General features: G+C 73.4%; 19 protein-coding genes and 2 riboswitches. Of the genes, 10 read left to right on the top strand and 9 right to left on the bottom strand.

The features are described 5' to 3' along the window. Positions 1 to 81: 81 nt before the first annotated feature. From ACWGSR_RS09170 to ACWGSR_RS09185, 4 genes are all read right to left on the bottom strand, one after another. On the bottom strand, positions 82 to 1,038 hold the full coding sequence (locus tag ACWGSR_RS09170; RefSeq protein ID WP_453564927.1) for an electron transfer flavoprotein subunit alpha/FixB family protein: 957 nt from the start codon (positions 1,036 to 1,038) through the stop codon (positions 82 to 84). A 39-nt stretch (positions 1,039 to 1,077) separates the two neighbouring features. Then, positions 1,078 to 1,863, bottom strand: a complete 786-nt coding sequence (locus ACWGSR_RS09175; RefSeq protein ID WP_376231849.1) for an electron transfer flavoprotein subunit beta/FixA family protein — start codon at positions 1,861 to 1,863, stop codon at positions 1,078 to 1,080. 36 nt (positions 1,864 to 1,899) lie between these two features. After that, positions 1,900 to 3,051, bottom strand: coding sequence for an acyl-CoA dehydrogenase family protein (locus ACWGSR_RS09180; RefSeq protein WP_453564930.1), 1,152 nt, complete (start codon positions 3,049 to 3,051; stop codon positions 1,900 to 1,902). Between the two features lie 125 nt (positions 3,052 to 3,176). Next, on the bottom strand, positions 3,177 to 3,860 hold the full coding sequence (locus ACWGSR_RS09185; RefSeq protein ID WP_376240064.1) for a ScbR family autoregulator-binding transcription factor: 684 nt from the start codon (positions 3,858 to 3,860) through the stop codon (positions 3,177 to 3,179). Between the two features lie 131 nt (positions 3,861 to 3,991). On the opposite strand from ACWGSR_RS09185, the gene ACWGSR_RS09190 reads away from it, so the two are divergent. From ACWGSR_RS09190 to ACWGSR_RS09225, 8 genes are all read left to right on the top strand, one after another. Next, a complete protein-coding gene (locus ACWGSR_RS09190; RefSeq protein WP_376240061.1) occupies positions 3,992 to 4,942 on the top strand; it encodes a ScbA/BarX family gamma-butyrolactone biosynthesis protein in 951 nt (316 codons plus the stop codon). Between the two features lie 14 nt (positions 4,943 to 4,956). Then, complete coding sequence (locus tag ACWGSR_RS09195) at positions 4,957 to 5,967, top strand: NAD-dependent epimerase/dehydratase family protein (protein ID WP_453564935.1); 1,011 nt, start codon at positions 4,957 to 4,959, stop codon at positions 5,965 to 5,967. Positions 5,968 to 6,116: 149 nt separating this feature from the next. Further along, complete coding sequence (locus ACWGSR_RS09200) at positions 6,117 to 6,881, top strand: SDR family NAD(P)-dependent oxidoreductase (protein WP_376240056.1); 765 nt, start codon at positions 6,117 to 6,119, stop codon at positions 6,879 to 6,881. Positions 6,882 to 6,972: 91 nt separating this feature from the next. Next, on the top strand, positions 6,973 to 7,566 hold the full coding sequence (locus tag ACWGSR_RS09205; RefSeq protein WP_453564939.1) for a TetR family transcriptional regulator: 594 nt from the start codon (positions 6,973 to 6,975) through the stop codon (positions 7,564 to 7,566). Between the two features lie 245 nt (positions 7,567 to 7,811). After that, a complete protein-coding gene (locus ACWGSR_RS09210) occupies positions 7,812 to 8,018 on the top strand; it encodes a cold-shock protein (RefSeq protein WP_376240052.1) in 207 nt (68 codons plus the stop codon). Positions 8,019 to 8,068: 50 nt separating this feature from the next. Next, positions 8,069 to 8,249: riboswitch (cobalamin riboswitch) on the top strand. A 76-nt stretch (positions 8,250 to 8,325) separates the two neighbouring features. Then, positions 8,326 to 9,387, top strand: a complete 1,062-nt coding sequence (locus ACWGSR_RS09215) for an ABC transporter substrate-binding protein (protein ID WP_453564942.1) — start codon at positions 8,326 to 8,328, stop codon at positions 9,385 to 9,387. Next, positions 9,384 to 10,442: a FecCD family ABC transporter permease gene (locus tag ACWGSR_RS09220; RefSeq protein ID WP_376240046.1), complete on the top strand. Its 1,059-nt coding sequence runs from the start codon at positions 9,384 to 9,386 to the stop codon at positions 10,440 to 10,442. Before ACWGSR_RS09215 ends, ACWGSR_RS09220 begins: the two co-directional genes overlap by 4 nt. After that, complete coding sequence (locus ACWGSR_RS09225; protein ID WP_376240044.1) at positions 10,439 to 11,326, top strand: ABC transporter ATP-binding protein; 888 nt, start codon at positions 10,439 to 10,441, stop codon at positions 11,324 to 11,326. The genes ACWGSR_RS09220 and ACWGSR_RS09225 overlap by 4 nt, the downstream gene beginning before the upstream one ends. Here ACWGSR_RS09225 and ACWGSR_RS09230 read toward each other — a convergent pair. The 5 genes from ACWGSR_RS09230 to aceA all read right to left on the bottom strand — a co-directional run bounded on the left by ACWGSR_RS09230 (position 11,239) and on the right by aceA (position 19,654). Beyond that, positions 11,239 to 12,525 (bottom strand): radical SAM protein, encoded by a 1,287-nt coding sequence (locus tag ACWGSR_RS09230; RefSeq protein ID WP_453565392.1) that lies wholly within the window; start codon positions 12,523 to 12,525, stop codon positions 11,239 to 11,241. The two genes, ACWGSR_RS09225 and ACWGSR_RS09230, sit on opposite strands and share 88 nt — an antisense overlap. A 180-nt stretch (positions 12,526 to 12,705) precedes the next feature. Next, positions 12,706 to 15,024 (bottom strand): 5-methyltetrahydropteroyltriglutamate--homocysteine S-methyltransferase, encoded by a 2,319-nt coding sequence (gene metE, locus ACWGSR_RS09235; protein WP_453564945.1) that lies wholly within the window; start codon positions 15,022 to 15,024, stop codon positions 12,706 to 12,708. A gap of 162 nt (positions 15,025 to 15,186) precedes the next feature. Further along, a riboswitch (cobalamin riboswitch) is annotated at positions 15,187 to 15,413 on the bottom strand. Between the two features lie 347 nt (positions 15,414 to 15,760). Further along, a complete protein-coding gene (locus tag ACWGSR_RS09240; RefSeq protein ID WP_376240040.1) occupies positions 15,761 to 16,651 on the bottom strand; it encodes a 3-hydroxybutyryl-CoA dehydrogenase in 891 nt (296 codons plus the stop codon). Next, entirely contained in the window at positions 16,648 to 18,255 is a 1,608-nt protein-coding gene (gene aceB / locus ACWGSR_RS09245) for a malate synthase A (protein WP_453564948.1), read from the bottom strand. The genes ACWGSR_RS09240 and aceB overlap by 4 nt, the downstream gene beginning before the upstream one ends. Positions 18,256 to 18,370: 115 nt before the next feature. Then, entirely contained in the window at positions 18,371 to 19,654 is a 1,284-nt protein-coding gene (gene aceA / locus ACWGSR_RS09250; protein ID WP_376240035.1) for an isocitrate lyase, read from the bottom strand. 327 nt (positions 19,655 to 19,981) lie between these two features. Between aceA and ACWGSR_RS09255 the strand changes: the two genes are divergently transcribed. After that, positions 19,982 to 21,391, top strand: coding sequence for a short-chain fatty acyl-CoA regulator family protein (locus ACWGSR_RS09255; RefSeq protein ID WP_453564950.1), 1,410 nt, complete (start codon positions 19,982 to 19,984; stop codon positions 21,389 to 21,391). A gap of 65 nt (positions 21,392 to 21,456) precedes the next feature. After that, positions 21,457 to 22,239, top strand: coding sequence for a TSUP family transporter (locus ACWGSR_RS09260; protein ID WP_453564952.1), 783 nt, complete (start codon positions 21,457 to 21,459; stop codon positions 22,237 to 22,239). The last annotated feature ends 87 nt before the right edge of the window (positions 22,240 to 22,326 follow it).

Genomic DNA, 22,326 nt, shown 5'->3' on the forward strand with positions numbered 1-22,326 from the left:
GGGTGGCACAGAGTGCCACCCAGCCGCCCCTTTCCGGTACCGGCCGATCGGCCGGTACCGGACGTCAGCGGCGTCCGGAGGTCAGCGGGTGCCGATCTCGTCCGTCAGCTGCGGCAGCACCTCGAAGAGGTCGCCGACCACGCCGTAGTCCACGAGGTCGAAGATCGGGGCCTCGGGGTCCTTGTTGACCGCGACGATCGTCTTCGACGTCTGCATGCCGGCCCGGTGCTGGATCGCGCCGGAGATGCCCGCCGCGACGTACAGCTGCGGCGAGACCTGCTTGCCGGTCTGGCCGACCTGGTTGGCGTGCGGGTACCAGCCGGCGTCCACGGCGGCGCGGGAGGCGCCGACGGCCGCGCCGAGCGAGTCGGCCAGCTTCTCGACGACCGCGAAGCCCTCGGCCGCGCCGACGCCGCGGCCGCCGGAGACCACGATCGCGGACTCGGTCAGCTCGGGGCGGCCGGTGGAGACGCGCGGGGTGCGCGAGACGACCTTCGCCGCGTTGCCCGTGAAGGCGACGGTGACGTTCTCGACCGCGCCGGCGGCCGGGGCGGCCTCCGGGGCGGCGGAGTTCGGCTTGACGGTGACGACCGGCACGCCCTTCGAGACCGTCGACTTCACCTGGTACGAGGCGGCGAAGACGGACTGGGTGGCGACCGGGCCGTTCTCGCCGGCCTCCAGCTCCACGGCGTCGGTGATCAGACCGGAGCCGAGGCGGAGCGCGACGCGGGCCGCGATCTCCTTGCCCTCGCCGGAGGAGGTCACCAGGACGGCGGCCGCCCCCTTCTCCTGGGCGAGCTGGGTGAGCGCGTCGACCTTCGGCACGACGAGCCGATCGGCGAACTCGGCGCCGTCCGCGACGTACACCGTGGCCGCGCCGTACTCGCCCGCGGTCGCGGCGATCGACGCGGCGGCCTCGCCGGCGCCGAGGACGACGGCCGAGGGCTCGCCGATGCGGCGCGCGATCGTGAGCAGTTCGAGGGCCGGCTTGCGGACCGCACCGTCGGCGTGGTCCACGAGAACCAGGATCTCAGCCATGATTCGTTGCTCCTGTGTGGGTGTCTGGCCGGTGGCGGGTCAGATGAACTTCTGGGCGGCGAGGAAGACGGCGAGCTGCTTGCCGCCGTCGCCCTCGTCCGTGACGATCGTGCCCTGGGTACGGGCCGGACGCGGGGTCGCGGAGTCGACCAGGGTCCAGGACCCGCCGAGGCCGACCTCGTCGGCGTCGATGTCCAGGTCGTCCAGGTCGAGCTCCTCGACCGGCTTCTTCTTGGCGGCCATGATCCCCTTGAAGGAGGGGTAGCGGGCCTCGCCGGACTGGTCGGTGACCGACACGACGGCCGGCAGCGGGGCCTCCAGGAGCTCGGTGGCGGCGTCGCCGTCCCGGCGCCCCTTCACCGTGCCGTCCTCGACGGAGACCTCGGAGAGCAGGGTGACCTGCGGCAGGTTCAGCCGCTCGGCGAGCAGCGCGGGCAGCACGCCCATGGCGCCGTCCGTCGAGGCCATGCCGCAGACGACCAGGTCGAAGCCGGTCTTCTCCAGGGCCTTGGCGAGGATCGCGGAGGTGGCGAACACGTCCGAGCCGTGGATGTCGTCGTCGTTGACGTGGACGGCCTTGTCGGCGCCCATCGACAGCGCCTTGCGCAGCGCGTCCTTGGCGTCGTCCGGGCCCACGGTGACGACGGTGACCTCGGCGTCGTCCGCCTCCTCCGAGATCCGCAGGGCCTGCTCGACCGCGTACTCGTCCAGCTCCGAGAGCAGACCGTCGACGGCCTCGCGGTCGGTCGTCAGGTCGTCGGCGAAACCGCGGTCGCCGGTCGCGTCGGGGACGTACTTCACACAGACAGCGATCTTCAGGGTCACGGCCTGTCTCCTTTCAACGGGTCAACGGTCTTGGGACTACGGGAGGTTGCGGGCCATGACGATGCGCTGGACCTGGTTGGTGCCTTCGTAGATCTGGGTGATCTTGGCGTCGCGCATCATGCGTTCGACCGGGTAGTCGCGGGTGTAGCCGTAGCCGCCCAGGAGCTGGACGGCGTCGGTGGTGACCTCCATGGCGACGTCGGAGGCGAAGCACTTGGCGGCGGCGCCGAAGAAGGTCAGGTCGCCGTCGACGCGCTCGGACTTGGCGGCGGCGGCGTAGGTGAGCTGGCGGGCGGCCTCCAGCTTCATGGCCATGTCGGCGAGCATGAACTGCACGCCCTGGAAGTCGGCGATCGGCCTGCCGAACTGCTTGCGCTCCTTGACGTAGCCCTTGGCGTAGTCCAGGGCGCCCTGGGCGATGCCGATGGCCTGGGCGGCGATGGTGATGCGGGTGTGGTCCAGGGTCTTCATCGCGGTGGCGAACCCGGTGCCCTGCGCGCCGATCATGCGGTCGGCGGGGATGCGGACGTTGTCGAGGTAGACCTCGCGGGTGGGCGAGCCCTTGATGCCGAGCTTCTTCTCCGGCGCGCCGAAGGAGACGCCCGCGTCGTCCTTGTCGACCACGAACGCGCTGATGCCCTTGGAGCGCTTCTCGGGGTCGGTGACGGCCATCACGGTGTAGTACTGCGAGACGCCGGCGTTGGTGATCCAGCGCTTGACGCCGTTGAGGATCCAGAAGTCGCCGTCGCGCACCGCGCGGGTCTTCATCCCGGCCGCGTCCGAGCCGGCGTCCGGTTCGGACAGGGCGTAGGAGAACATCGCGTCGCCCTTGGCCAGCGGGCCGAGGAACTTCGCCTTGAGCTCCTCGGAGCCGGACAGGATCACCGGCAGCGAGCCCAGCTTGTTGACCGCCGGGATCAGCGAGGACGACCCGCACACCCGGGCCACCTCCTCGATCACGATCACCGTCGCCAGCGCGTCCGCGCCCGCACCGCCGTAGGACTCGGGCACGTGCACCGCGTGCAGGTCGTTGGCGACCAGCGCGTCCAGGGCCTCCTGCGGGAAACGCCCCTCCTCGTCCACCTCCGCCGCGAACGGCGCGATCTTCGCCTCCGCCAGCGCACGCACCGACTCCCGGAGCATGTCGTGCTCCTCCGAAGGCCGATACAGGTCGAAGTCCTTGCCCATGATGTGGAGCTCCCCTAGACGCTTGTGGCACTGAGTACCCTCAGCAAAGCACACTCAGTGCCACAAACGCCAGAGCGCCCCGACGCGTGACGCGTCGGGGCGCTGGACGGACCGGGCGGCCGGTTCTACGGGCGGGAGCTTTCCGCGAAGTTCTCCTCATTGCGGCGGAGCCGGTTCGCGTCGTATTCGGCGGCCAGCTCCTTCGCGCGGCTCTCGGTCATCTCCAGGCGAATCAGTACGGCCGGGGTGCATATCGTCGGCATGACGTGCCGGAGCAGGACCAGAACGCGATGCGTCAGGTCATTCCGGTCGCGCAGGATCTGGGACATCGTCTGGATTCCGGCGAAAGCACCGGAGAAGAGTTCGGCGGTGTCCGTCACGTCCACGTGGACGAGGAGTTCTCCCTGCGCCTTCGCCGCCATCAGGGCCTCCGACACCTGGTCGATCCAGGCCCGGAACGGAGCGGCCCGGTCGATTCCCATGGCGCCGCTGTCCAGCGCCAGCGCGACGCTCGCCCGCACCAGCGGGTCGCACTGCAGCCGGTGGGCCAGGAGAAAGCCCTGGTCGACGAGTTCCTGCACCTTGATGGGCTGCGGGGTGAGCGGTTCGTCGAGCATCTGGGCGGCCAGCACGCCGACGGCCAGGTCCTCCTTCGAGGTGAAGTGGAAATACAGCGCCCCCTTCGTCACCCCGGCGCGCACCAGGATCTCCCCGATGGTCGTCCGCTCGTAGCCTCGCTCGGCAAAAACGGCGGCGGCCGACTCCAGAATCGTCTGCCGGGTCCGAATTGCACGTGCTTGCTGCGCCAAGGCGCCTCCCGCTGTCTCGCTGTCTGTGCTCGCCGTGTGACTCGAAGCATTGAAAAGAAAACCGCGCTCTAAGTACCCTACGCCGGGCGGAATTGCCGTCCGGGGTGTGCAGTGAAGTACGAGGGGGAGCCATGGAACAGCACCACCGAGAAGCGACGACACCCGTACCCGGGGAGTTCGTCCACCGGCACGACCCGGCCGACATCATCCCCACGAGCTGGACGAGATCACAGGAGAACCAGTATTCCGTCTCCGCCCGCTGGCCTGCCTCGCATCCCTTCTTCTCGCCGGCGGCAGGGGGCCGGCACGACCCGGTCCTGGTGGCCGAGACGATGCGTCAGGCCACCATGCTCGTGGTTCACGCCGGGTTCGGGGTACCCGTGGACGATCAGTTCGTCATGTGGGACCTGTATTACACCGCCGATCCCGAGCAGCTCGTCCTCGACGGCTCCTCCCCGGAGATCGCCGTCGACATCACCTTCCCCGACTACGACGGGAGAGCGGGCCGGGTGCGGAACCTGCGCGTCGACGTCGTGCTGACCCGCGACGGACGCCGGATCTCGACCGGCGGCGGCACGATCCGCTGCACCTCGGCACCGGCGTACCGCAGGATGCGCGGCGAGCGCATGGCCGCCCTCGGCCGCCCGGTCCCCCTGATACCCGCCGTGGCCCCGCACCTGGTCGGCCGCGAGGACGCCAAGGACGTCGTCCTGGGCCCCGGCGACCGCCCCGACCGGTGGCAGCTGCGGATCAACACCGCCCACCCCACGCTCTTCCGCCGCCCGAACGACCACGTGCCCGGGATGGTCCTGCTCGAAGCGGCCCGGCAGGCGGCGATGCTGGTGACCGGCAACACCGTCTACCTCCCCACCGTCGTGGACCTCTCCTTCTCGCGCTACGCCGAACTCGACACCCCCTGCTGGGTCGAGGCCGAGGTCGTGGCCGCCCCCGGCGACCCGGCGACCACCGTCCGCGTCACCGGACAGCAGGACGGCCTGCCCGTCTTCGTCTGCACGCTCACCTCCCCGCCCCGGGAACCGGCGGTGGCCGGTCCCGGCACCGGCGCCCGGCTGGCCGGGTGAAGGGCCGGACGACGATGGCTCCTCGCATCCTGATCACCGGCGCGTCCGGCTTCATCGGCGGCCGGGTGGCCGCCGCCGCGACGGCGGCGGAGGCCGGGCCCGTACGCCTGCTCGTTCGCGGTCCGCTCGCCCCGGCGAAGCACACCGGGCCGACGGACACCGGACCGGCGGACACCGGACCGGAGGGCGCTCCGGCGGCCGAGACCGTCCCGGGCGACCTCCGGGACCCCGACTCCCTGCGCCGGGCCTGCGAAGGCGCCGACGTGCTGATCCACTGCGCCTCCGCGATCGGCGGCGACGAGGAGACGGCCCGCGCCGTCAACGACGAGGGCACCCGGGCCCTGGTCGACGCGGCCGTACGCGCCGGGGTGACCCGGATCGTCGCCCTGAGCACGGCCTCCGTCCACGGCCGAGGCCCCTTCCGCGCCGCCGCCCCCGGCACCCTGCCGATCGCCCCCGTCTCGGCCACCAGCCGCACCCGCGCGGCGGGCGAGCGGCACGTCATGGAGGCCGGCGGGACCGTCCTGCGCCCCCACCTCGTGTACGGGACCGGGGACCGGCAGCTCGTGCCCGGCATCGTCGGGCTCCTCGGCGCGCTGCCCGGCCCGCTGGACGGCGGCACCTCGCTGCACTCCCTGATCGAGGTGGGCGCCCTGGCCCGCGTCCTGCTCGCCGCGGCCCTCTCGCCGGACACCCAGGCCGGCCCGTACCACGTCGACCATCCCGATCCGGTGCCCGCCGGGGAGCTGCTCGCGGTGGGCGAGGAGCTGCTCGCCCACCGGGCCGGGCCGCGCCGGGGACCGGCCCTCGACGTCGCGGCGGCGCGCGCCCTCCTGGCGGCCCATCCCTTCGCCGTCCACCACCTCGACATGCTCGCCGTCGACCACTGGTTCTCCGACGACCGGCCCTGGAAGGAGCTGGGCTGCGACCCGGGCCCCGGCTTCGCCGAGGGGATCGCCGGCCACCTGGAGTGGTACCGGAGCACGCTCGGCCCCGCCCGGGCGGCCGCACCCGGGCCCTCCTGACCGGCACCACCGCCTCCGGACCAGACGCACCGCCGGCCCCGGTCCGCGACGAACCGCAAGAACCGCGGGCCCCCGGCCCGCACCGCACCGCACCACCCCGACCGAACGAACCGAACGAACCGAACGAACCGAGAGAAGGCGCCACCGACATGTCCGCGCTGGACGGCAGGACCGCGATCGTCACCGGAGCGAGCCGTGGCATCGGAAGGGGCATCGCCGAGCGCCTCGCCCGCGACGGCGCCCTGGTCGCCGTGCACTACGGCAGCGACGAGGAGGCCGCCCGCGAGACGGTGGCGACCGTCGAGAAGAACGGCGGCCGGGCCTTCCCGTTCCGCGCGGACCTGGCGGCGCCGGACGCCGTCGACGTGTTCTACGCCGCCCTGGACGCCGGCCTCGCGGAGCTGGGCGAGGGGCCCGGGTTCGACGTCCTCGTCAACAACGCGGGCGCGAGCGGCTCCGGCCGCATCCACCAGCTCACCACCGAGACCTTCGACCGGCTGTTCGCGATCAACGTGAGGGCCCCGCTCTTCCTCGTCCAGCAGGGCCTCGGTCGGCTGCGCGACGGCGGCCGGATCGTCAACATCTCCTCGGCGGCGACGCGGCACGCCTTTCCCGACTCCGTCACGTACGCGATGACCAAGGGGGCCGTCGACACGATGACCCTCGCCCTCGCCAAGGAGCTGGGGCCCCGGGGCATCACGGTCAACGCCGTGGCCCCCGGCTACATCGCGACGGACATGAACGCGCGGCGCCGGGCGACGCCCGAGGCGAGCGCCGCCCTCGCCGCGCTCTCGGTCTTCAACCGGCTCGGGACGCCCGCCGACGTGGCGGACGTGGTCGCCTTCCTCGTCTCCGACGACGCCCGCTGGATCACCGGCCAGTACGTGGACGTGACGGGCGGCACCGCGCTCTGAACCCGCCCCGCCCCGGCCCGGGGGCCGGTCCCGGACCGGCCCCCGCGCACCCCTCCTCGGGGCGGTTCCCCGTGGATAAAGTGGGGGCACGATGACACGTTTCCGCGAGAGCGTCCGGTCCCTGCTGCGCGAGCAGGTGCTCGACGCCGCCTACCGCCTCGTCGCCGCCGAGGGCTGGAGCGGGCTGCGCATGACCTCCATCGCGCGGGCCGCCGGCATCAGCCGCCAGACCCTCTACAACGAGTTCGGTGCGAAGGAGGCCATCGGCAACGCCCTGGTCCAGCGCGAGCTGGAGGGCTTCCTGATCGGCATCGAGCGCGAACTCGACTCCCACCGGGGCGAGTTGGAGGCAGCGGCGGCGGCCGGCGTCGGCTACACGCTCCAGCAGACCGTGGACAACCCCCTCATCAAGAGCGTCCTGGTCGCGGCGCGGGGCGGCGAGGACGACCTCCTCGCCTACCTCACCACCCGCGCGGAGCCGGTCTTCGGCACGGCCATGGCGATGCTCCACGCGTACGCGACCGAGGCCTGGCCCGAGGTGGACGATGAGTCGCGCGGGCTCGCCGTCGAGACGGTCGTCCGGCTCACCGTCAGCCACATCGTCCAGCCGGTGGCCCCGCCCGCCGAGACGGCGGCGCGCATCGCCAGGATCACGGCGAGGATCTCGTACCCCGGCGGCCGCTGAGGGACGCCCCGCCCCCTCCGGAAGGCGCCGGACGCACGACGAGGCCCGGTGTCGAACACGGGGGATCTCCGACACCGGACCTCTGTTGAATATTCTACGAGATCCCCGGGAGTGCTCGCGCACCGCCCGCCCGCCGACGGGCGAAGCGCGGACGGGCGGGGTACACCTCCCCTGAGACGCGGACGCGGCCGGACCCGGCCGGGACACCCCTCGCCCGCGTCGCCGACGCCGAGGAGGAGGCAGCCGTGGAAGGCAGGAGCAAAGGGTTCGTGCGGTCCTTCAACCGTCTCGGGGGATACGGGTTCGTCGTCCCCGTCGGCTCCCAGGACCAGGTCTGGTTCAGCGCGGAGGACATCGAGGACGAGAGCCGGACCGTCTCCGAGGGGCAGCAGGTCTCCTTCGTCCTGGTCCTCGGGGACGGCCGCTTCGAGGCCAGGGAGCTGCGCCTCTGACGCCGACCGCGCCCCGGGGCACGCCCCCGGCCCGGTGGTACTGTGCCGGGGCCAGTCGCACCTTTGTACGCGCCCGAACGGGTGCGTGCACGGGTCAGGGAATCCGGTGCGAGACCGGAACTGACGCGCAGCGGTGAGGGCGACGGGCGGAGCATCGGCCACTGGGCGGCGACGACGACGGCCCGGGAAGGCGCCCCGTCCGGCCGACCCCGAGTCCGAAGACCTGCTGGCGGCCCCGGCGCACGCCCGCCCGGGGAGCACCGTACGACAGGCTCCGCGCATGAGCCGTGGCCGCAGAGGAAGTCCCGTGCCGCTCGCACACCCCGTCCGCTCCGCCGTGCTGTTCCTGACCGGAGCCCTGCTCCTGACCGCCACCGGCTGCGGCGCGGGGACCACCCCCGCCCCCGTCCGGCCCGCGGGCGGCGCCGGGGAGGCGAAGACCGGGTACCCGGTCACCCTCGACGACAACTGCGGACGGCCCGTCCGCGTCGAGCGCGCGCCGGAGCGGGCCGTCGCCCTCGACCAGGGCGCGGCGGAGATCATGCTCTCCCTCGGCCTCGCCGACCGCATGGTGGGCACCGGCACCTGGACGGACCCCGTCCTCAAGGGGCTGGAGGAGGAGAACGCCGGGGTCCCGCGCCTCGCCGACCGCTACCCCTCCTTCGAGAAGGTCCTCGACGCCGAACCCGACTTCGCCGCCGCCTCCTTCGCGTACACCCTCGGCAAGGGCGGGGTGGCGGCCCGCGAGCGGTTCGAGCAGCTCGGCGTCCCCACCTACCTCTCGCCCACCGACTGCGTCGGCAAGGACAACAGCGGCGACGGCGACGGCGTCCGCGTCCAACCGCTCACCATGGAGACGGTCTACGGCGAGATCCGCGACCTGGCCCGGATCTTCGCGGTGCCGGAGCGCGGCGAGAAGCTCGTCGCGGAGCTCAAGGCCCGTGTGACGAAGGCCGCTTCGGGCGGAGGCTTCGGGGACGCCACGGTCCTCTACTGGTTCGCCAACTCCGAGGCGCCCTACATGGCGGGCTGCTGCGGCGCCCCCGGCATCGTCTCCCGCGAGCTGGGCGCGAAGAACGTCTTCGACGACACCAAGGAGGAGTGGCCCCAGATCAACTGGGAGACCGTCGCCGACCGCGACCCCGACGTCCTCGTCATCGGCGACCTCACCCGCCGCTCGCAGTCGGCCGAGAGCGCCGCCAAGAAGATCGAGTTCCTGGAGTCCGACCCGGTCACCCGCACCATGACGGCGGTCAGGAACAAGCGGTACGTGCTCCTCAGCGGCCAGGCGCTCAACCCCACGATCCGCACCGTCGAGGCCGTCGAGAAGGTGGCGGCGGCGCTCCGCTCGTACGGCCTCGCCAAGTGACCACCACCTCTCCGGCTGCCGCTTCGGTACGGAAGGGAGCCGCGGCCCTGCTGTGGACGGCGGCCGGACTCGCCCTCCTGGCCGCGTCGGTCGCCGCGGCGATCACCATCGGCCCGGCCCGCATCGGCGTCGCCGACGTGTGGGCGACGGTCGCCGCCCACCTCGGCGGCGGCGCCCCGGCGCTCTCCCCGATCCGGGACGGGATCGTCTGGGACCTGCGGCTGCCCCGCACCCTCCTGGCCGCCGTCTGCGGCGCCGGGCTCGCCCTCTGCGGCGCGGTGATGCAGTCGCTGCTGCGCAACCCGCTCGCCGACCCCTTCGTCCTCGGCGTCTCCTCCGGCGCCTCGACCGGCGCGGTCGCGGTCGTCGTCCTCGGGGTCGGCGGGGGAGTCCTCTCCGTCACCGGCGGGGCGTTCCTCGGGGCGGTCTGCTCCTTCGCGCTCGTGCTGCTGCTCAGCCACACCCTCGGCGGCTCGACGGACCGCGTGGTCCTCTCCGGGGTCGCCGCCATGCAGCTCTTCTCCGCCCTCACCTCCTTCGTCGTGATGACGGCCGCCGACGCGGAGACCACCCGGGGCGTCCTCTTCTGGCTGCTCGGCTCGCTCGCCGGGGCCGGCTGGACCGACGTGTGGGTGTGCCTCGCGGTCCTCGCGGCGGCCCTGACGACCTGCCTGGGACACGCGCGGACCCTGGACGCGTTCGCCTTCGGCGAGGAGGCCGCCGCCTCGCTCGGCGTCTCCGTCGCCCGGACCCGGCTCGTCCTCCTGTGCGTCACCGCCCTCCTGACGGCCGCCCTGGTCTCCGCCGCCGGGGCCATCGGCTTCGTCGGACTCGTCCTGCCGCACGCCGCCCGCGCGCTCACCGGCCCCGGGCACGCCCGGCTCCTGCCGGTCACCGCCCTGGCCGGAGCGGTCTTCCTGGTCTGGGCCGACACGCTCGCCCGCACCGTCCTCGACCCCCAGGAGGTGCCGGTGGGCGTGGTGACCTCGCTGATCGGCGTACCGGCCTTCGTCCTCGTCCTCCACCGCACGCGCAGCACGAGGAGCACGCGATGACCCCCACCGGAGAAGACACGGGCACGGGCCTCCGCGCCGACCGGGTCTCGCGCACCGCCGGCGGCGTCCTCGTCCTCGACGGCGTCAGCGTCGCCCCGGTCCCCGGGACCGTCACCGGCCTCCTCGGCCCCAACGGCTCCGGCAAGTCCACGCTCCTGCGGCTCCTCGCCGGCGTCCTCGCCCCCGACTCCGGGGTCGTCACCCTCGACGGCGACCCGCTGGCCGGCCTCGGCCGCAGGACCGTCGCCCGGCGCCTCGCCACGGTCGAGCAGCAGTCCGACACCCAGACCGACCTGACCGTCCTCGACGTCGTACGCCTCGGCCGCGTCCCGCACCGCAGGGCCTGGACCCCGCCCTCGGCGGCGGACGAGGCCGCCGTCCGCTCCGCCCTCGCCCGCACCGGGCTCGCCGACCGCGCCCGCCAGCCCTGGCGGACCCTCTCCGGCGGCGAGCGCCAGCGCGTCCAGATCGCCCGCGCCCTCGCCCAGGAGCCGCGCGAACTCCTCCTCGACGAGCCCACCAACCACCTCGACGTCCAGCACCAGCTGGACCTCATGGAGCTGGTCTCGGGGCTGCGCCTCACCGCCGTCGTCGCCCTGCACGACCTGAACCTCGCGGCCGTGTACTGCGAGCGGCTCGTGGTCCTCTCCGGCGGCCGCGTGGTCGCCTGCGGCACGCCGGACGAGGTGCTCACCGAGGAGCTGATCGCGGACGTCTACCGGGTCCGGGCCGCCGTGACCCGGCCGGAGCCCGGCGGCCGCCCCCACGTCCGCTTCCTGGGGACGGCCGGGCCCTCCTACGCCCCTTCGCCGGGCTCCGGGTCCAGCGCGTCCATGAAGGAGCTGACCGAGAACACCGCGCGCCCGGGACCGGCCGGACCGTAGCCGGGCGGGGCGGTGAGGTTGTTCTCCCGGAGCGTCTCCGTGTACGCCTCCAGGAGCCGCAGGTGGTACTCCAGCGGTGCGCCGTCCGGGTTCTCGCGGCCCAGCGGCGTCGTCGGCTCCGGGCACCAGGTGGTGAACCGGGGCGTGATCCCGCGCGACATGAAGAACCGCAGGCCCTCCCGGGTGGAGGCGATCGCCTCGTCCACGGTCAGGAAGCCCGAGGGACGCGCCATCTCGACCCCGGCGACGAAGTTCGGGATGACGTTGCGCGGCCCGAAGACCTCCGCCGAGTCCAGGATCCGGCGGTGCCACTCGTCCCGGCCGATGTAGCGCTCCTTGCCGGGGCAGTACAGCTCGAACAGGCGCCGGTCCCAGACCTCGTAGTTCGGGTGGTAGATCCGGATGCCGTAGTCGTGGAAGCGCCGCACGTCCTCCTTGGGCAGGGCCTGCGCGACGACCTTGCCGATCCAGCGGCCGGGGAAGCGCTCCTCGATCGCCTGCGCGTACTGCCCGTAGAAGTCGGCCTCGTCCTTCCCGCCGACCCGCGAGGTGACGGCCCCGCCGGTCAGGGTGTAGGCGGTCGACGCGCGGGCCGTGTCGTGCCGGTCGATGATCTCCAGGGCCTCCAGGACCTCGTCCACCGGCTTCACCCCGGTGTACGGGCGGCCCGCCGCTTTGTGCTGGCGCCAGTTGTGGTTGATGTCGCAGTACTGGCACTCCTCCTTGGCGCCGAAGTACTGGCACACCCGGAAGACCGTCAGGTAGATCAGGTAGCCCCACTGGATCGTCGGCGCCACCTCCATCACGGACTTGCCGTTCGACAGCGGGTGCCGGTAGTACTCCGGCATCGGCGGCAGGCCGACGTCCGCGATCCGCGCCCCGTCGAGGAAGAGGGCGAGCGCCCCGTCCTCGTCCGGCGCGACCCGGTACGGCGAGGACGGGTTCACCCGCACCGACACCACCGTGCGGCGCAGCCCGTACGGACCGCCGGTCAGCACGATCTCCTCCGGCGGGCGGTTCAGGGCCGCCTCCCCGAGCTCGGGCAGCGTCCGGTGGTCGAAGGAGAAGATGAAGTACGACTTCGGCTTCACCTCACCGCCTTCGTTGCCGGACAGGGCGGAGGGGTCGAAGGCGACCCCGCCGCGCAGCAGGTCCTCCTTGAGCACGGCCTCCCGGGGAATCCCCGGGAAGCGCTCCATGAGGGACTCCACGACGGACGTGCGGGTGGGTGCGACGCTGGACACAGGCGGGTCTCCGGAGGTCAGGGGCTTATGGAGCCGACGTGTACCCCACGCTACGCGCGCGCACCCGCGACGGGGCGGCCGGGGCTCCCGGACCGCCGGGTCCGGGGCGCGCGGCCCCGGACCCGGCGGACGGCGTCACGAGCCGGACAGCTCCTCCCGCACGGTGCGGGCGGCGGCGACCAGGTTCTCCAGGGAGGCCCTGGTCTCCGGCCAGGCGCGGGTCTTCAGACCGCAGTCCGGGTTGACCCACAGGCGCTCGGCGGGGATCGCCTCCAGACCGGTGCGCAGCAGGTCCGCCGCCTCCTCGGCGCTCGGCACCCGGGGCGAGTGGATGTCCCAGACGCCGGGACCGGCCTCGCGCGGATAGCCGTGGGCGGCGAGCTCACGGGCCACCTGCATGTGGGAGCGGGCCGCCTCCAGGCTGATGACGTCGGCGTCGAGGTCGTCGATCGCCTGGACGACGTCCCCGAACTCGGCGTAGCACATGTGGGTGTGGACCTGCGTGTCCGGCCGCACGCCGCTCGTGGCGAGCCGGAACGCCTCGGTCGCCCACGCCAGGTACGCCGGGCGGTCGGCGGCCCGCAGCGGCAGCGTCTCGCGCAGCGCCGGCTCGTCCACCTGGATGACGGAGGTGCCGGCCGCCTCCAGGTCGGCCACCTCGTCGCGCAGGGCGAGGGCGACCTGCCGGGCGGTCTCGCCGAGCGGCTGGTCGTCGCGGACGAACGACCAGGCGAGCATGGTGACCGGACCGGTCAGCATGCCCTTGACGGGCTTGGCGGTCAGGGACTGGGCGTACGAGGTCCAGCGCACCGTCATCGGCTCGGGCCGCGAGACGTCCCCGGCCAGGACCGGCGGACGGACGTAGCGGGTGCCGTACGACTGGACCCAGCCGTGCCGGGTGGCGAGGTAGCCGTCGAGCTGCTCGGCGAAGTACTGCACCATGTCGTTGCGCTCGGGCTCGCCGTGCACCAGGACGTCGACCCCGGCCTTCTCCTGGTACGAGACCACCTCCTGGATCTCGGCCCTGATGCGCTCCTCGTACCCGGCCGTGTCGATCCGCCCGGCCCGCAGGTCGGCGCGGGCGGTGCGCAGTTCGCCGGTCTGCGGGAAGGAGCCGATGGTGGTGGTCGGGAGCAGCGGCAGGCCCAGGTGGGCGCGCTGGGCGGCGGCCCGCTCGGCGTACGGCTGCGAGCGGCGGGCGTCCGCCCCGGTGACGGCCCCGGTGCGGGCGCGCACGGCCGGGTTCCGGGTGATGGGGGAGTTCGCGCGGGAGGCGAGGGCGGCGCGGTTGGCGGCCAGTTCGCCGGCGATCGCGTCGGTGCCCCGCGTCAGGCCCTTGGCCAGCGTCGTGATCTCGGCGGTCTTCTGCCGCGCGAAGGAGAGCCAGCGCAGGATCTGCGGGTCGACGTCCTTCTCGGCCGCGGCGTCGAGCGGCACGTGGAGCAGCGAGGAGGAGGCGGAGACGTCGACCCGGTCGGCCAGCCCGAGCAGGGTGCCGAGGACGGACAGGGACTTCTCCAGGTCGTTGACCCAGATGTTGCGGCCGTCGACCACACCGGCGACGAGGCGCTTGCCGGGCAGGCCGCCGACGGCGGCGAGCCCCTCCAGGTTGGCCGCCGCCGGGCCGGTGAAGTCGAGCGCCAGGCCCTCGACCGGCGCCTTCGCCAGGACGGGCAGGGCGTCGCCGAGCCGGTCGAAGTACGAGGCGACGAGGAGCTTCGGCCGGTCGGTGGGCGCGCCGAGGTCGCGGTAGGCGCGCGCGGCGGCGTTCAGGTCGGCCGGCGTCCGGTCCTGGACGAGCGCGGGCTCGTCGAGCTGCACCCACTCGGCGCCGGCCGCGCGCAGGTCCGCGAGGACCTCCGCGTACACCGGCAGGAGCCGGTCGAGCAGGGTCAGCGGGTCGAAGTCGGCGGGCACGCCCGGCGCGGGCTTGGCGAGCAGCAGGTAGGTGACGGGGCCCACGAGCACGGGCCGGGCGGCGAGGCCCAGGGCGAGCGCCTCCTCCAGCTCCGCGACCTGCTTGGCGGAGTCGGCCGTGAAGACCGTGTCGGGTCCCAGCTCCGGCACCAGGTAGTGGTAGTTCGTGTCGAACCACTTCGTCATCTCCAGCGGGGCGACGTCCTGCGTGCCGCGCGCCATGGCGAAGTAGCCGTCCAGGGCGTCGGCCGCGACGGCCTCGCGGTGGCGCGCGGGGACCGCGCCCACCATGACGGTGGTGTCCAGAACGTGGTCGTAGTACGAGAAGTCGCCGGTCGGCACCTCGTGGACGCCGGCCCCGGCGAGCTGCCGCCAGTTGGTCCGGCGCAGTTCGGCGGCGGTGGACCGGAGGGCGTCGGCGGTGACGCGGCCCTTCCAGTAGCCCTCGATCGCCTTCTTCAGCTCCCGGTCCCGGCCCTGGCGCGGGTAGCCGTACACGGTGGCCCGTGCTGCCGCGGCTGCGGACTTCGTGGTCACGGAGATCTCCTTCGCGAGATGAATCCCTGAGGTCCCGGGACGGGGAGAGGGCGCGAAGGGGCGACGGACCGGACGGCACGCGTGCGCGGCGGGCACGGGCGTCCGTCAGGTATGTACGCCGACCCGCCCTCGAGGTCACCGGGATGTCCGCGCGCGGAATCGTCCGCGTGCGGGCAACGGGCAGGTCTTCGGACTCGCGGGCACGCCCACCGGACTGGTCCGGAGGACACCTAGTGGCCGTCGCTTCCCAGCCCCTTCCCGGGGCCAGTGCGTATGACGGCGGTCGTTCCCGCTCACCGCTGCGGGGCAGTCCCGGATTCCCACCGGGTTCCCTCTTGCGACGCATCCCGCCTGGCGGACGGGGGCGAACCAGCTGCCCGGTCAGACTACGGGGTCGACCGCCGGAGCGGGGGAGCGCATCTCGCCATTCGGGCAGTGGAGCGGGACGCGCGAGTGAGAATCGAGAACGCGGGCCGCTCGCGCGGGACGGGGCGCGGACGGCCGGTGGAACGCTCGGGGAGGTACGGAGGTACGGAGGTACGGAGGTACGGAGGTACGGAGGTACGGAGGGTATGCGGTACGGAGGTACGGCGGGTACGCGGTAAGGCGGTACGGCAGCGGGGCGGCGGCGGGGCCGGGGACGGCACCACCCGTCCCCGGCCCCTCGCCGTACCACCGCCGGGTCCTCTCTCGGGACCCTCCACAGGCCCCTTCCCCGGCGGCGGGCGCCGGCCCCTCAGGCCGGCCGTCCGGGCGTCTCCGCCCGGTCGTACACGTGGAACCCCCGGCCGCTCTTCCGGCCGAGCAGCCCCGCCTCCACCATCCGCAGGAGCAGCGGCGGGGGCGCGTACAGGGGCTCCTTGAACTCCTCGTACAGCGAGTTCGCGATGGAGGCGACCGTGTCGAGTCCGATCAGGTCCGCGAGCCGCAGCGGTCCCATCGGATGGGCGCAGCCCAGCTCCATGCCCCGGTCGACGTCCGTGGCGGAGGCGAAGCCCGACTCCGTCATCCGGATCGCGGACAGCAGGTACGGGACGAGCAGGGCGTTGACGACGAAGCCGGCCCGGTCGCGGGAGCCGATCGCGGTCTTGCCCAGGGTGCGGGTCGCGAAGTCGGTCACCGCGGCCGTCGTCGCCGCCGACGTGTGGAGGGTCGTGACGATCTCCACGAGCGGAAGCACGGGCACGGGGTTGAAGAAGTGCAGCCCCACGACCCGGTCGGCGTTCTCGGTGGCCATGGCGAGCCGCATGACCGGCAGGGAGGAGGTGTTGGTGGCGAGGACCGCCGCCGGATCGGTGACGATCTTGTCGAGCGCGGCGAACACCCGGGTCTTGACGGCGGGGTCCTCGACGACGGCCTCGACGACGAGCTGCCGGTCCGCGAGGTCGGACGGTTCGGCGGTGGCCGTGATCCGGTCGAGCGCGGCCTCGGCGGACGGGCGGTCCAGCTTGCCGCGCTGGACGGCCCGTTCGAGGGAGACGGCGACGCGCTCGCGGGCGGCGCGCGCCGCCGCGCGGTCGGCCTCGCAGATCACGGTGGCGAGCCCGGCCCGCGCGCACACCTCGGCGATGCCCGCGCCCATCTGCCCGCCGCCCACGACGCCGACGCGCCGGATGCCGCCGCTCACACCGTCACGTCCGCGGTCGCGACGGTCCGGACGAGGTGGCGGGAGTACGCCTCCGGGGTGAAGAAGAGCGGCAGTTCGGCGGCGAGCGCGGTGCTCTCGAAGAGCTCCCGCACCTCGTCGAGCGCCGCCCACGGGAACTCGGCGCCGAGCGCGGCCAGTTCCCGGTCGAGCAGTTCCAGGACGGCGTCGCGTTCGAGGAACCGGCGCCGGAGCCACTGCCAGATCTGGACGCGGGCGATCTCGGCGGTCGCCGCGTCCTCCACCAGGCCGTCGACCGTGACCGTTCCCCGTCCGCGGAGCCAGCCGTCGAAGTAGCGGAGCACCACGGCGATGTTGGTGCGGACGCCCTCCTCGGTCGGCGGCCCGCCGACCCGGCGCACCGCGAGCAGCTCCCCGGCGGTCACCCGCACGTCCTCCCGGGTCCGGTCGAGCTGGTGCGGACGGTCCCCGAGCACCCCGTCGAAGACCTCGCGGCAGACCGGCACCAGACCCGGGTGGGCCACCCACGAGCCGTCGAAGCCGTCCTCGGCCTCCCGCTCCTTGTCCAGGCGTACGGTGGCGAGCACGGCCTCGTCGGCGGCCGGGTCCCCGGCCGGGACCTGGGCGGCCATCGCGCCGATGGCGTGGGCGCCGCGCCGGTGGCAGGTCCGCACGAGCAGCTCGGTGTACGCCCGCATGAACGGCGCCGTCATCGTCACCTTCGCCCGGTCGGGCAGCAGGAAGTCCGAGCGGTGGCCGAAGGTCTTGATCAGGCTGAACAGGTAGTCCCAGCGGCCCGCGTTGAGCCCGGAGCTGTGCTCCCGCAGCTCGTGGAGGATCTCCTCCATCTCGAACGCGGCCGTGATCGTCTCGACGAGGACGGTGGCGCGGACGGTGCCCCGGGGGATGCCCAGGAGCTCCTGGGCCAGCAGGAACACGTCGTTCCAGAGGCGCGCCTCGTAACGGTTCTCCAGCTTGGGGAGGTAGAAGTACGGGCCGTGCCCGGCGTCGATCCGCCGCCGCGCGCAGTGGAAGAAGTACAGGCCGAAGTCGACGAGCGCGGCCGGCACGGGACCGCCGTCGAACTCCAGGTGCTCCTCGTCGAGGTGCCAGCCGCGCGGCCGGACCACGATCGTCGGCAGCCGGCCCTCGCGGAGCCGGTGCTCCCGGCCCTCGGCGGTGGTGAAGTCGAGGCGCCGCTCGCACGCGTCGAGCAGGACGAGCTGGCCTCCGATCACGTTCTCCCAGGTGGGCGCGGTGGCGTCCTCGAAGTCCGCCATCCACACACTGGCACCGGAGTTGAGCGCGTCGACGGCCGCCCGCCGCTCCGGCGGACCGGTGATCTCCACCCGGCGGTCGGCGAGCCCGGGAGCGGGCGGGGCGACCCGCCAGTCCGGGTCGGCGCGCACGGCGGAGGTGGTGAGCGGGAAGTCGAGCGGCGAGCCGGTGGCGAGCCGGATGGCCTGCCGGCGCCGCTCCTTCAGGAGCCACCGGCGGCGCTCGCCGAAGGCGGCGGCGAGACGGCCGACGAAGTCCAGGGCGTCGGGGGTGAGGATCTCGTCGTGGCGGTCGCCCGGGGCCGCGAGCACGCGGACCTGGCGGGTCGGGACGGCGCTGGTGGTCATCGGTGTCTCCTGAGGGGGAGCGGGTGGTGCGGGGGAGAGGAGGTGGGGGAAGGGGGAGGGGTGCGGGGACGGGTGACGTGGACACCCGCCCCCGCGGCTCGGGAGGCCCTGGGGCCTAGTGGAACTGCTCCTCCTCCGTGGACCCGGCGAGCGCGGTCGTGGAGGAGGCGGGGTTGACGGCGGTGGAGACCAGGTCGAAGTAGCCGGTGCCGACCTCGCGCTGGTGCCTGACGGCGGTGAAGCCGTGCTCCTGCGCGGCGAACTCGCGCTCCTGGAGGTCCACGTACGCGGTCATGCCGTGCTCGGCGTAGCCGCGGGCCAGGTCGAACATGCCGTGGTTGAGCGAGTGGAAGCCGGCCAGGGTGATGAACTGGAACTTGTAGCCCATGGCGCCCAGTTCGCGCTGGAACTTGGCGATCTGGTCGTCGTCCAGGGCCGCCTTCCAGTTGAAGGACGGCGAGCAGTTGTACGCCAGCATCCGGTCGGGGTGCTCGGCGTGGATCGCCTCGGCGAACTCGCGGGCCTGCGCCAGGTCCGGGGTGCCGGTCTCGACCCAGATGAGGTCGGCGTACGGGGCGTAGGCCAGGCCGCGGGCGATGACCGGCGCCATGCCGTTCCGCACCCGGTAGAAGCCCTCGGCCGTGCGCTCGCCGGTGGTGAACTCGGCGTCCCGCTCGTCGACGTCGCTGGTCAGCAGGTTCGCGGCCAGGGCGTCGGTGCGGGCGACGATCAGGGTCGGGGTGCCGGCGATGTCGGCGGCGAGCCGGGCCGCGTTGAGGGTGCGGATGTGCTGCGAGGTGGGCACGAGCACCTTGCCGCCGAGGTGGCCGCACTTCTTCTCGGAGGCGAGCTGGTCCTCGTAGTGGATGCCCGCCGCGCCGGCCGCGATCATCGCCTTGGTCAGCTCGAAGGCGTTCAGCGGACCGCCGAAGCCGGCCTCGGCGTCGGCGACGATCGGCGCGAGCCAGTCCGTGGTGTCCGTGCCGCCCTCGGCGGTGGCGATCTGGTCGGCGCGCAGCAGCGCGTTGTTGATCCGGCGGACCACCTGCGGCACCGAGTTGACCGGGTAGAGGCTCTGGTCGGGGTAGGTGTGACCGGCCTGGTTGGCGTCGGCGGCGACCTGCCAGCCGGACAGGTAGATCGCCTGGAGCCCGGCCCGGACCTGCTGCACGGCCTGGCCGCCGGTCAGGGCGCCGAGCGCGTGGACGTAGTCCAGCTCGTGGAGCTGCCGCCACAGGCGCTCCGCGCCGCGCCGGGCGAGGGTGTGCTCCTCACGGACGCTGCCGGAGAGCCGGATCACGTCCTCGGCGGAGTAGGTGCGTTCGATGCCCTTCCAGCGGGGGTCCGTGGCCCACTGCCGCGCCAGCTCTTCGGCCGCCTGGTTTCCTGCCTGCGCCATGATGGTCTCTCCCGGGGAGTGTCGAACTTTGCGAAGCTCTGCGAAGGCTCGCGAAGCTCCGTACGAGGTGACGGGCGGCCCGCCGCGCCCCGGGCGGAGACGACCGGGTCCTACGACGTCAGGGCATGAGCCGTGCCCCGAACTCCGCCTCCTGGTGGGGATCGGCGGGCCGTGGTCCGACTTTCGCAGTGGCACTCCGTGCCATCAACCGTGGCCGGATGCCAACTTCTGCGAATCTTCCGACGCGGTTTTGCCAAGTCTGCGAAGACCCGGAAGCGGGAGGGGTGGCTTAGGGTGACCCTCACGTACGCCCGAAGGAGAACGGCCGTGAGCAAGATCTACGCGGGGGCGCGGCTGCGCCGGCTGCGCGAGGAGCGCCGGCTGAGCCAGGCGGACCTGGCCAGGGTGCTCAGGATCTCGCCCAGCTATCTGAACCAGATGGAGCACGACACCCGGCCCCTGACGGTCCCCGTCCTGCTGCGGGTCACCGAGTCCTTCGGCGTCGACCCCGACTTCTTCTCCGAGCGGGACACCGGACGGCTCCTGGCCGACCTGCGCGAGAGCCTCGCCGACGAGCTCGACCGCTCCGCGCTCTCCGCCGCCGACCTCGCGGAACTCGCCTCCCGCCTGCCGCACGTGGCCGCCGTCCTCCTCGACCTCGGCCGCGGCCGCCAGGCCCTCACCGAACGCCTCGCCGCCCTGACCGGCGGCCGCGACGACGCCCTCGCCCCGGAAGCGGCACGCGCCCGCACGCCGCACGAGGAGATCCGCGAGTTCTTCTACCGGCGCCGCAACTACCTCCACGAGGCCGACCTCGCGGCCGAGGGGCTCGCGGAGGAGATCGGCGTCCGTCCCGGCGAGGTGCGCCGGGCCCTCGCCGCCCGGCTCGACGAGCGCCACGGCGTCCGGATCGCCGCCGACGCCGACCGGCAGCTCCACCGCTACGACCCCGCCGCCCGCATCCTGCACCTCTCGCCCCGGCTGCGCCCCGGCCAGCAGGCCTTCCGGATGGCCACCCAGCTCGCCCTGCTCGAACAGGACGCCCTGCTCTCCTCGTACGCCTCCGAGGACTACGAGGAGACCGCCCCCACCTGGCCCCTGGCCCGCATCGGCGTCGCCAACTACTTCGCCGCCGCCCTCGTCCTGCCGTACCGCGCCTTCCACACCGCCGCGGAGGAGACGCGCTACGACATCGAGCGGCTCACCGACCGCTTCGGCCTCGGCTACGAGACCGTCTGCCACCGGCTCAGCACCCTCCAGCGCCCGCGCCTGCGCGGAGTGCCGTTCTCCTTCGTCCGGGTGGACCGGGCCGGGAACATGTCCAAACGGCAGTCCGCCACCGGCTTCCACTTCTCCCGCGCCGGCGGCACCTGCCCGCTCTGGAACGTCTACGAGGCCTTCGCCGCCCCCGGCCGCATCCACGTCCAGGTGGCGGCCATGCCCGACGGGCAGCGCTACCTGTGGACCGCCCGCACGGTGACCCGCCACCGAGGCGGCTGGGGCGAACCCGGCAAGACCTTCGCCATCGGCCTCGGCTGCGAACTGCGCCACGCCTCCCGGCTCGTCTACTCCGACGGCCTCGACCTCGACAACCGGGCCGCCGCCACCCCGATCGGCATGGGCTGCCGCGTCTGCGAACGCCTCGACTGCCCCCAGCGGGCGGTCCCCCCGCTGGGCCGCACGCTCGCCGTCGACGAACACGCCAGCACGTTCGTGCCGTACGCGGTGGAGGGGTAGGCGGAGGCCCTGCCGCACCGGACCGGATACTGTCCGCACGATCTCGAAACGGCGGCGGGGGCACGATGGACTGGGCGATGCTGCTGGGCGGGGTGGCCGCGGGGCTGCTGATCTCCGTGGTGACCGCGCCGGCCGGGGTCTCGGGAGCGGTGTTCCTGCTCCCGGTCCAGCTCAGCGTCTTCGCCGTGCCGAACCCCTCCGTCACGCCGACGAACCTGCTGTACAACGTGGTCGCGGGACCCGGCGCCCTGTGGCGCCACAGCAGGACCGGCGCCCTGCGCGGCCCGCTCACCCGCCGTCTGGTGGCGGGCACGCTCCCGGGGGTGGTGGTCGGCGCGGTCGTCCGCGTCTTCGCCCTCCCGGGCCCCACCGTCTTCCGCCTGCTCATCGCCGCGCTGCTGCTGCCCCTCGGCGCGTGGCTGTGCGTCCGCACCCTGCGCCCCGTCCGGAAGCGGCCCGCCGCCGAGCCCTCGCCCCGCACCGTCACCGGACTCGCCCTGGCCGTCGGGGTGGTGGGCGGGATCTACGGCATCGGCGGCGGCTCCCTCCTCGGCCCGATCCTGGCGGGCCGGGGCGTCCCCGTCGCCCGCGTGGCCCCGGCGGCCCTCGCCGCCACCTTCACGACCTCCGTCGTCGGCGCCGTCACCTTCGCCCTGCTCTCCCTCACCACTACCGAGGCCGCCGCCCCGGACTGGGCCCTGGGCCTCGCCTGCGGCCTCGGCGGCCTGATCGGCGGCTACCTCGGCGCCCGCCTCCAACCCCACCTCCCCGAAACGGCCCTCCGCCTCCTCCTGGGCACCCTGGCGACGACCCTGGGCGGGCTGTACGCGGTCCAGGGCCTGTTCTGAGGCACCACGGTGCCCGGCGGAAACGGATGAAGGGTCACCGGCAAGCCGGTGACCCTTCACGAAAGCGCGGTCCATGGACCGTCACGC

The sequence above is a fragment of the Streptomyces sp. NPDC055632 genome (genome assembly GCF_053618675.1).

Excerpts from the sequence above, each read along its gene's own strand:
- ACWGSR_RS09170 (WP_453564927.1), bottom strand. The coding sequence starts at position 1,038 with ATGGCTGAGATCCTGGTTCTCGTGGACCACGCCGACGGTGCGGTCCGC.
- ACWGSR_RS09180 (WP_453564930.1), bottom strand. The coding sequence starts at position 3,051 with ATGGGCAAGGACTTCGACCTGTATCGGCCTTCGGAGGAGCACGACATG.
- ACWGSR_RS09190 (WP_376240061.1), top strand. The coding sequence starts at position 3,992 with ATGGAACAGCACCACCGAGAAGCGACGACACCCGTACCCGGGGAGTTC.
- ACWGSR_RS09195 (WP_453564935.1), top strand. The coding sequence starts at position 4,957 with ATGGCTCCTCGCATCCTGATCACCGGCGCGTCCGGCTTCATCGGCGGC.
- ACWGSR_RS09200 (WP_376240056.1), top strand. The coding sequence starts at position 6,117 with ATGTCCGCGCTGGACGGCAGGACCGCGATCGTCACCGGAGCGAGCCGT.
- ACWGSR_RS09205 (WP_453564939.1), top strand. The coding sequence starts at position 6,973 with ATGACACGTTTCCGCGAGAGCGTCCGGTCCCTGCTGCGCGAGCAGGTG.
- ACWGSR_RS09225 (WP_376240044.1), top strand. The coding sequence starts at position 10,439 with ATGACCCCCACCGGAGAAGACACGGGCACGGGCCTCCGCGCCGACCGG.
- ACWGSR_RS09230 (WP_453565392.1), bottom strand. The coding sequence starts at position 12,525 with ATGGAGCGCTTCCCGGGGATTCCCCGGGAGGCCGTGCTCAAGGAGGAC.
- aceB (WP_453564948.1), bottom strand. The coding sequence starts at position 18,255 with ATGACCACCAGCGCCGTCCCGACCCGCCAGGTCCGCGTGCTCGCGGCC.
- aceA (WP_376240035.1), bottom strand. The coding sequence starts at position 19,654 with ATGGCGCAGGCAGGAAACCAGGCGGCCGAAGAGCTGGCGCGGCAGTGG.
- ACWGSR_RS09260 (WP_453564952.1), top strand. The coding sequence starts at position 21,457 with ATGGACTGGGCGATGCTGCTGGGCGGGGTGGCCGCGGGGCTGCTGATC.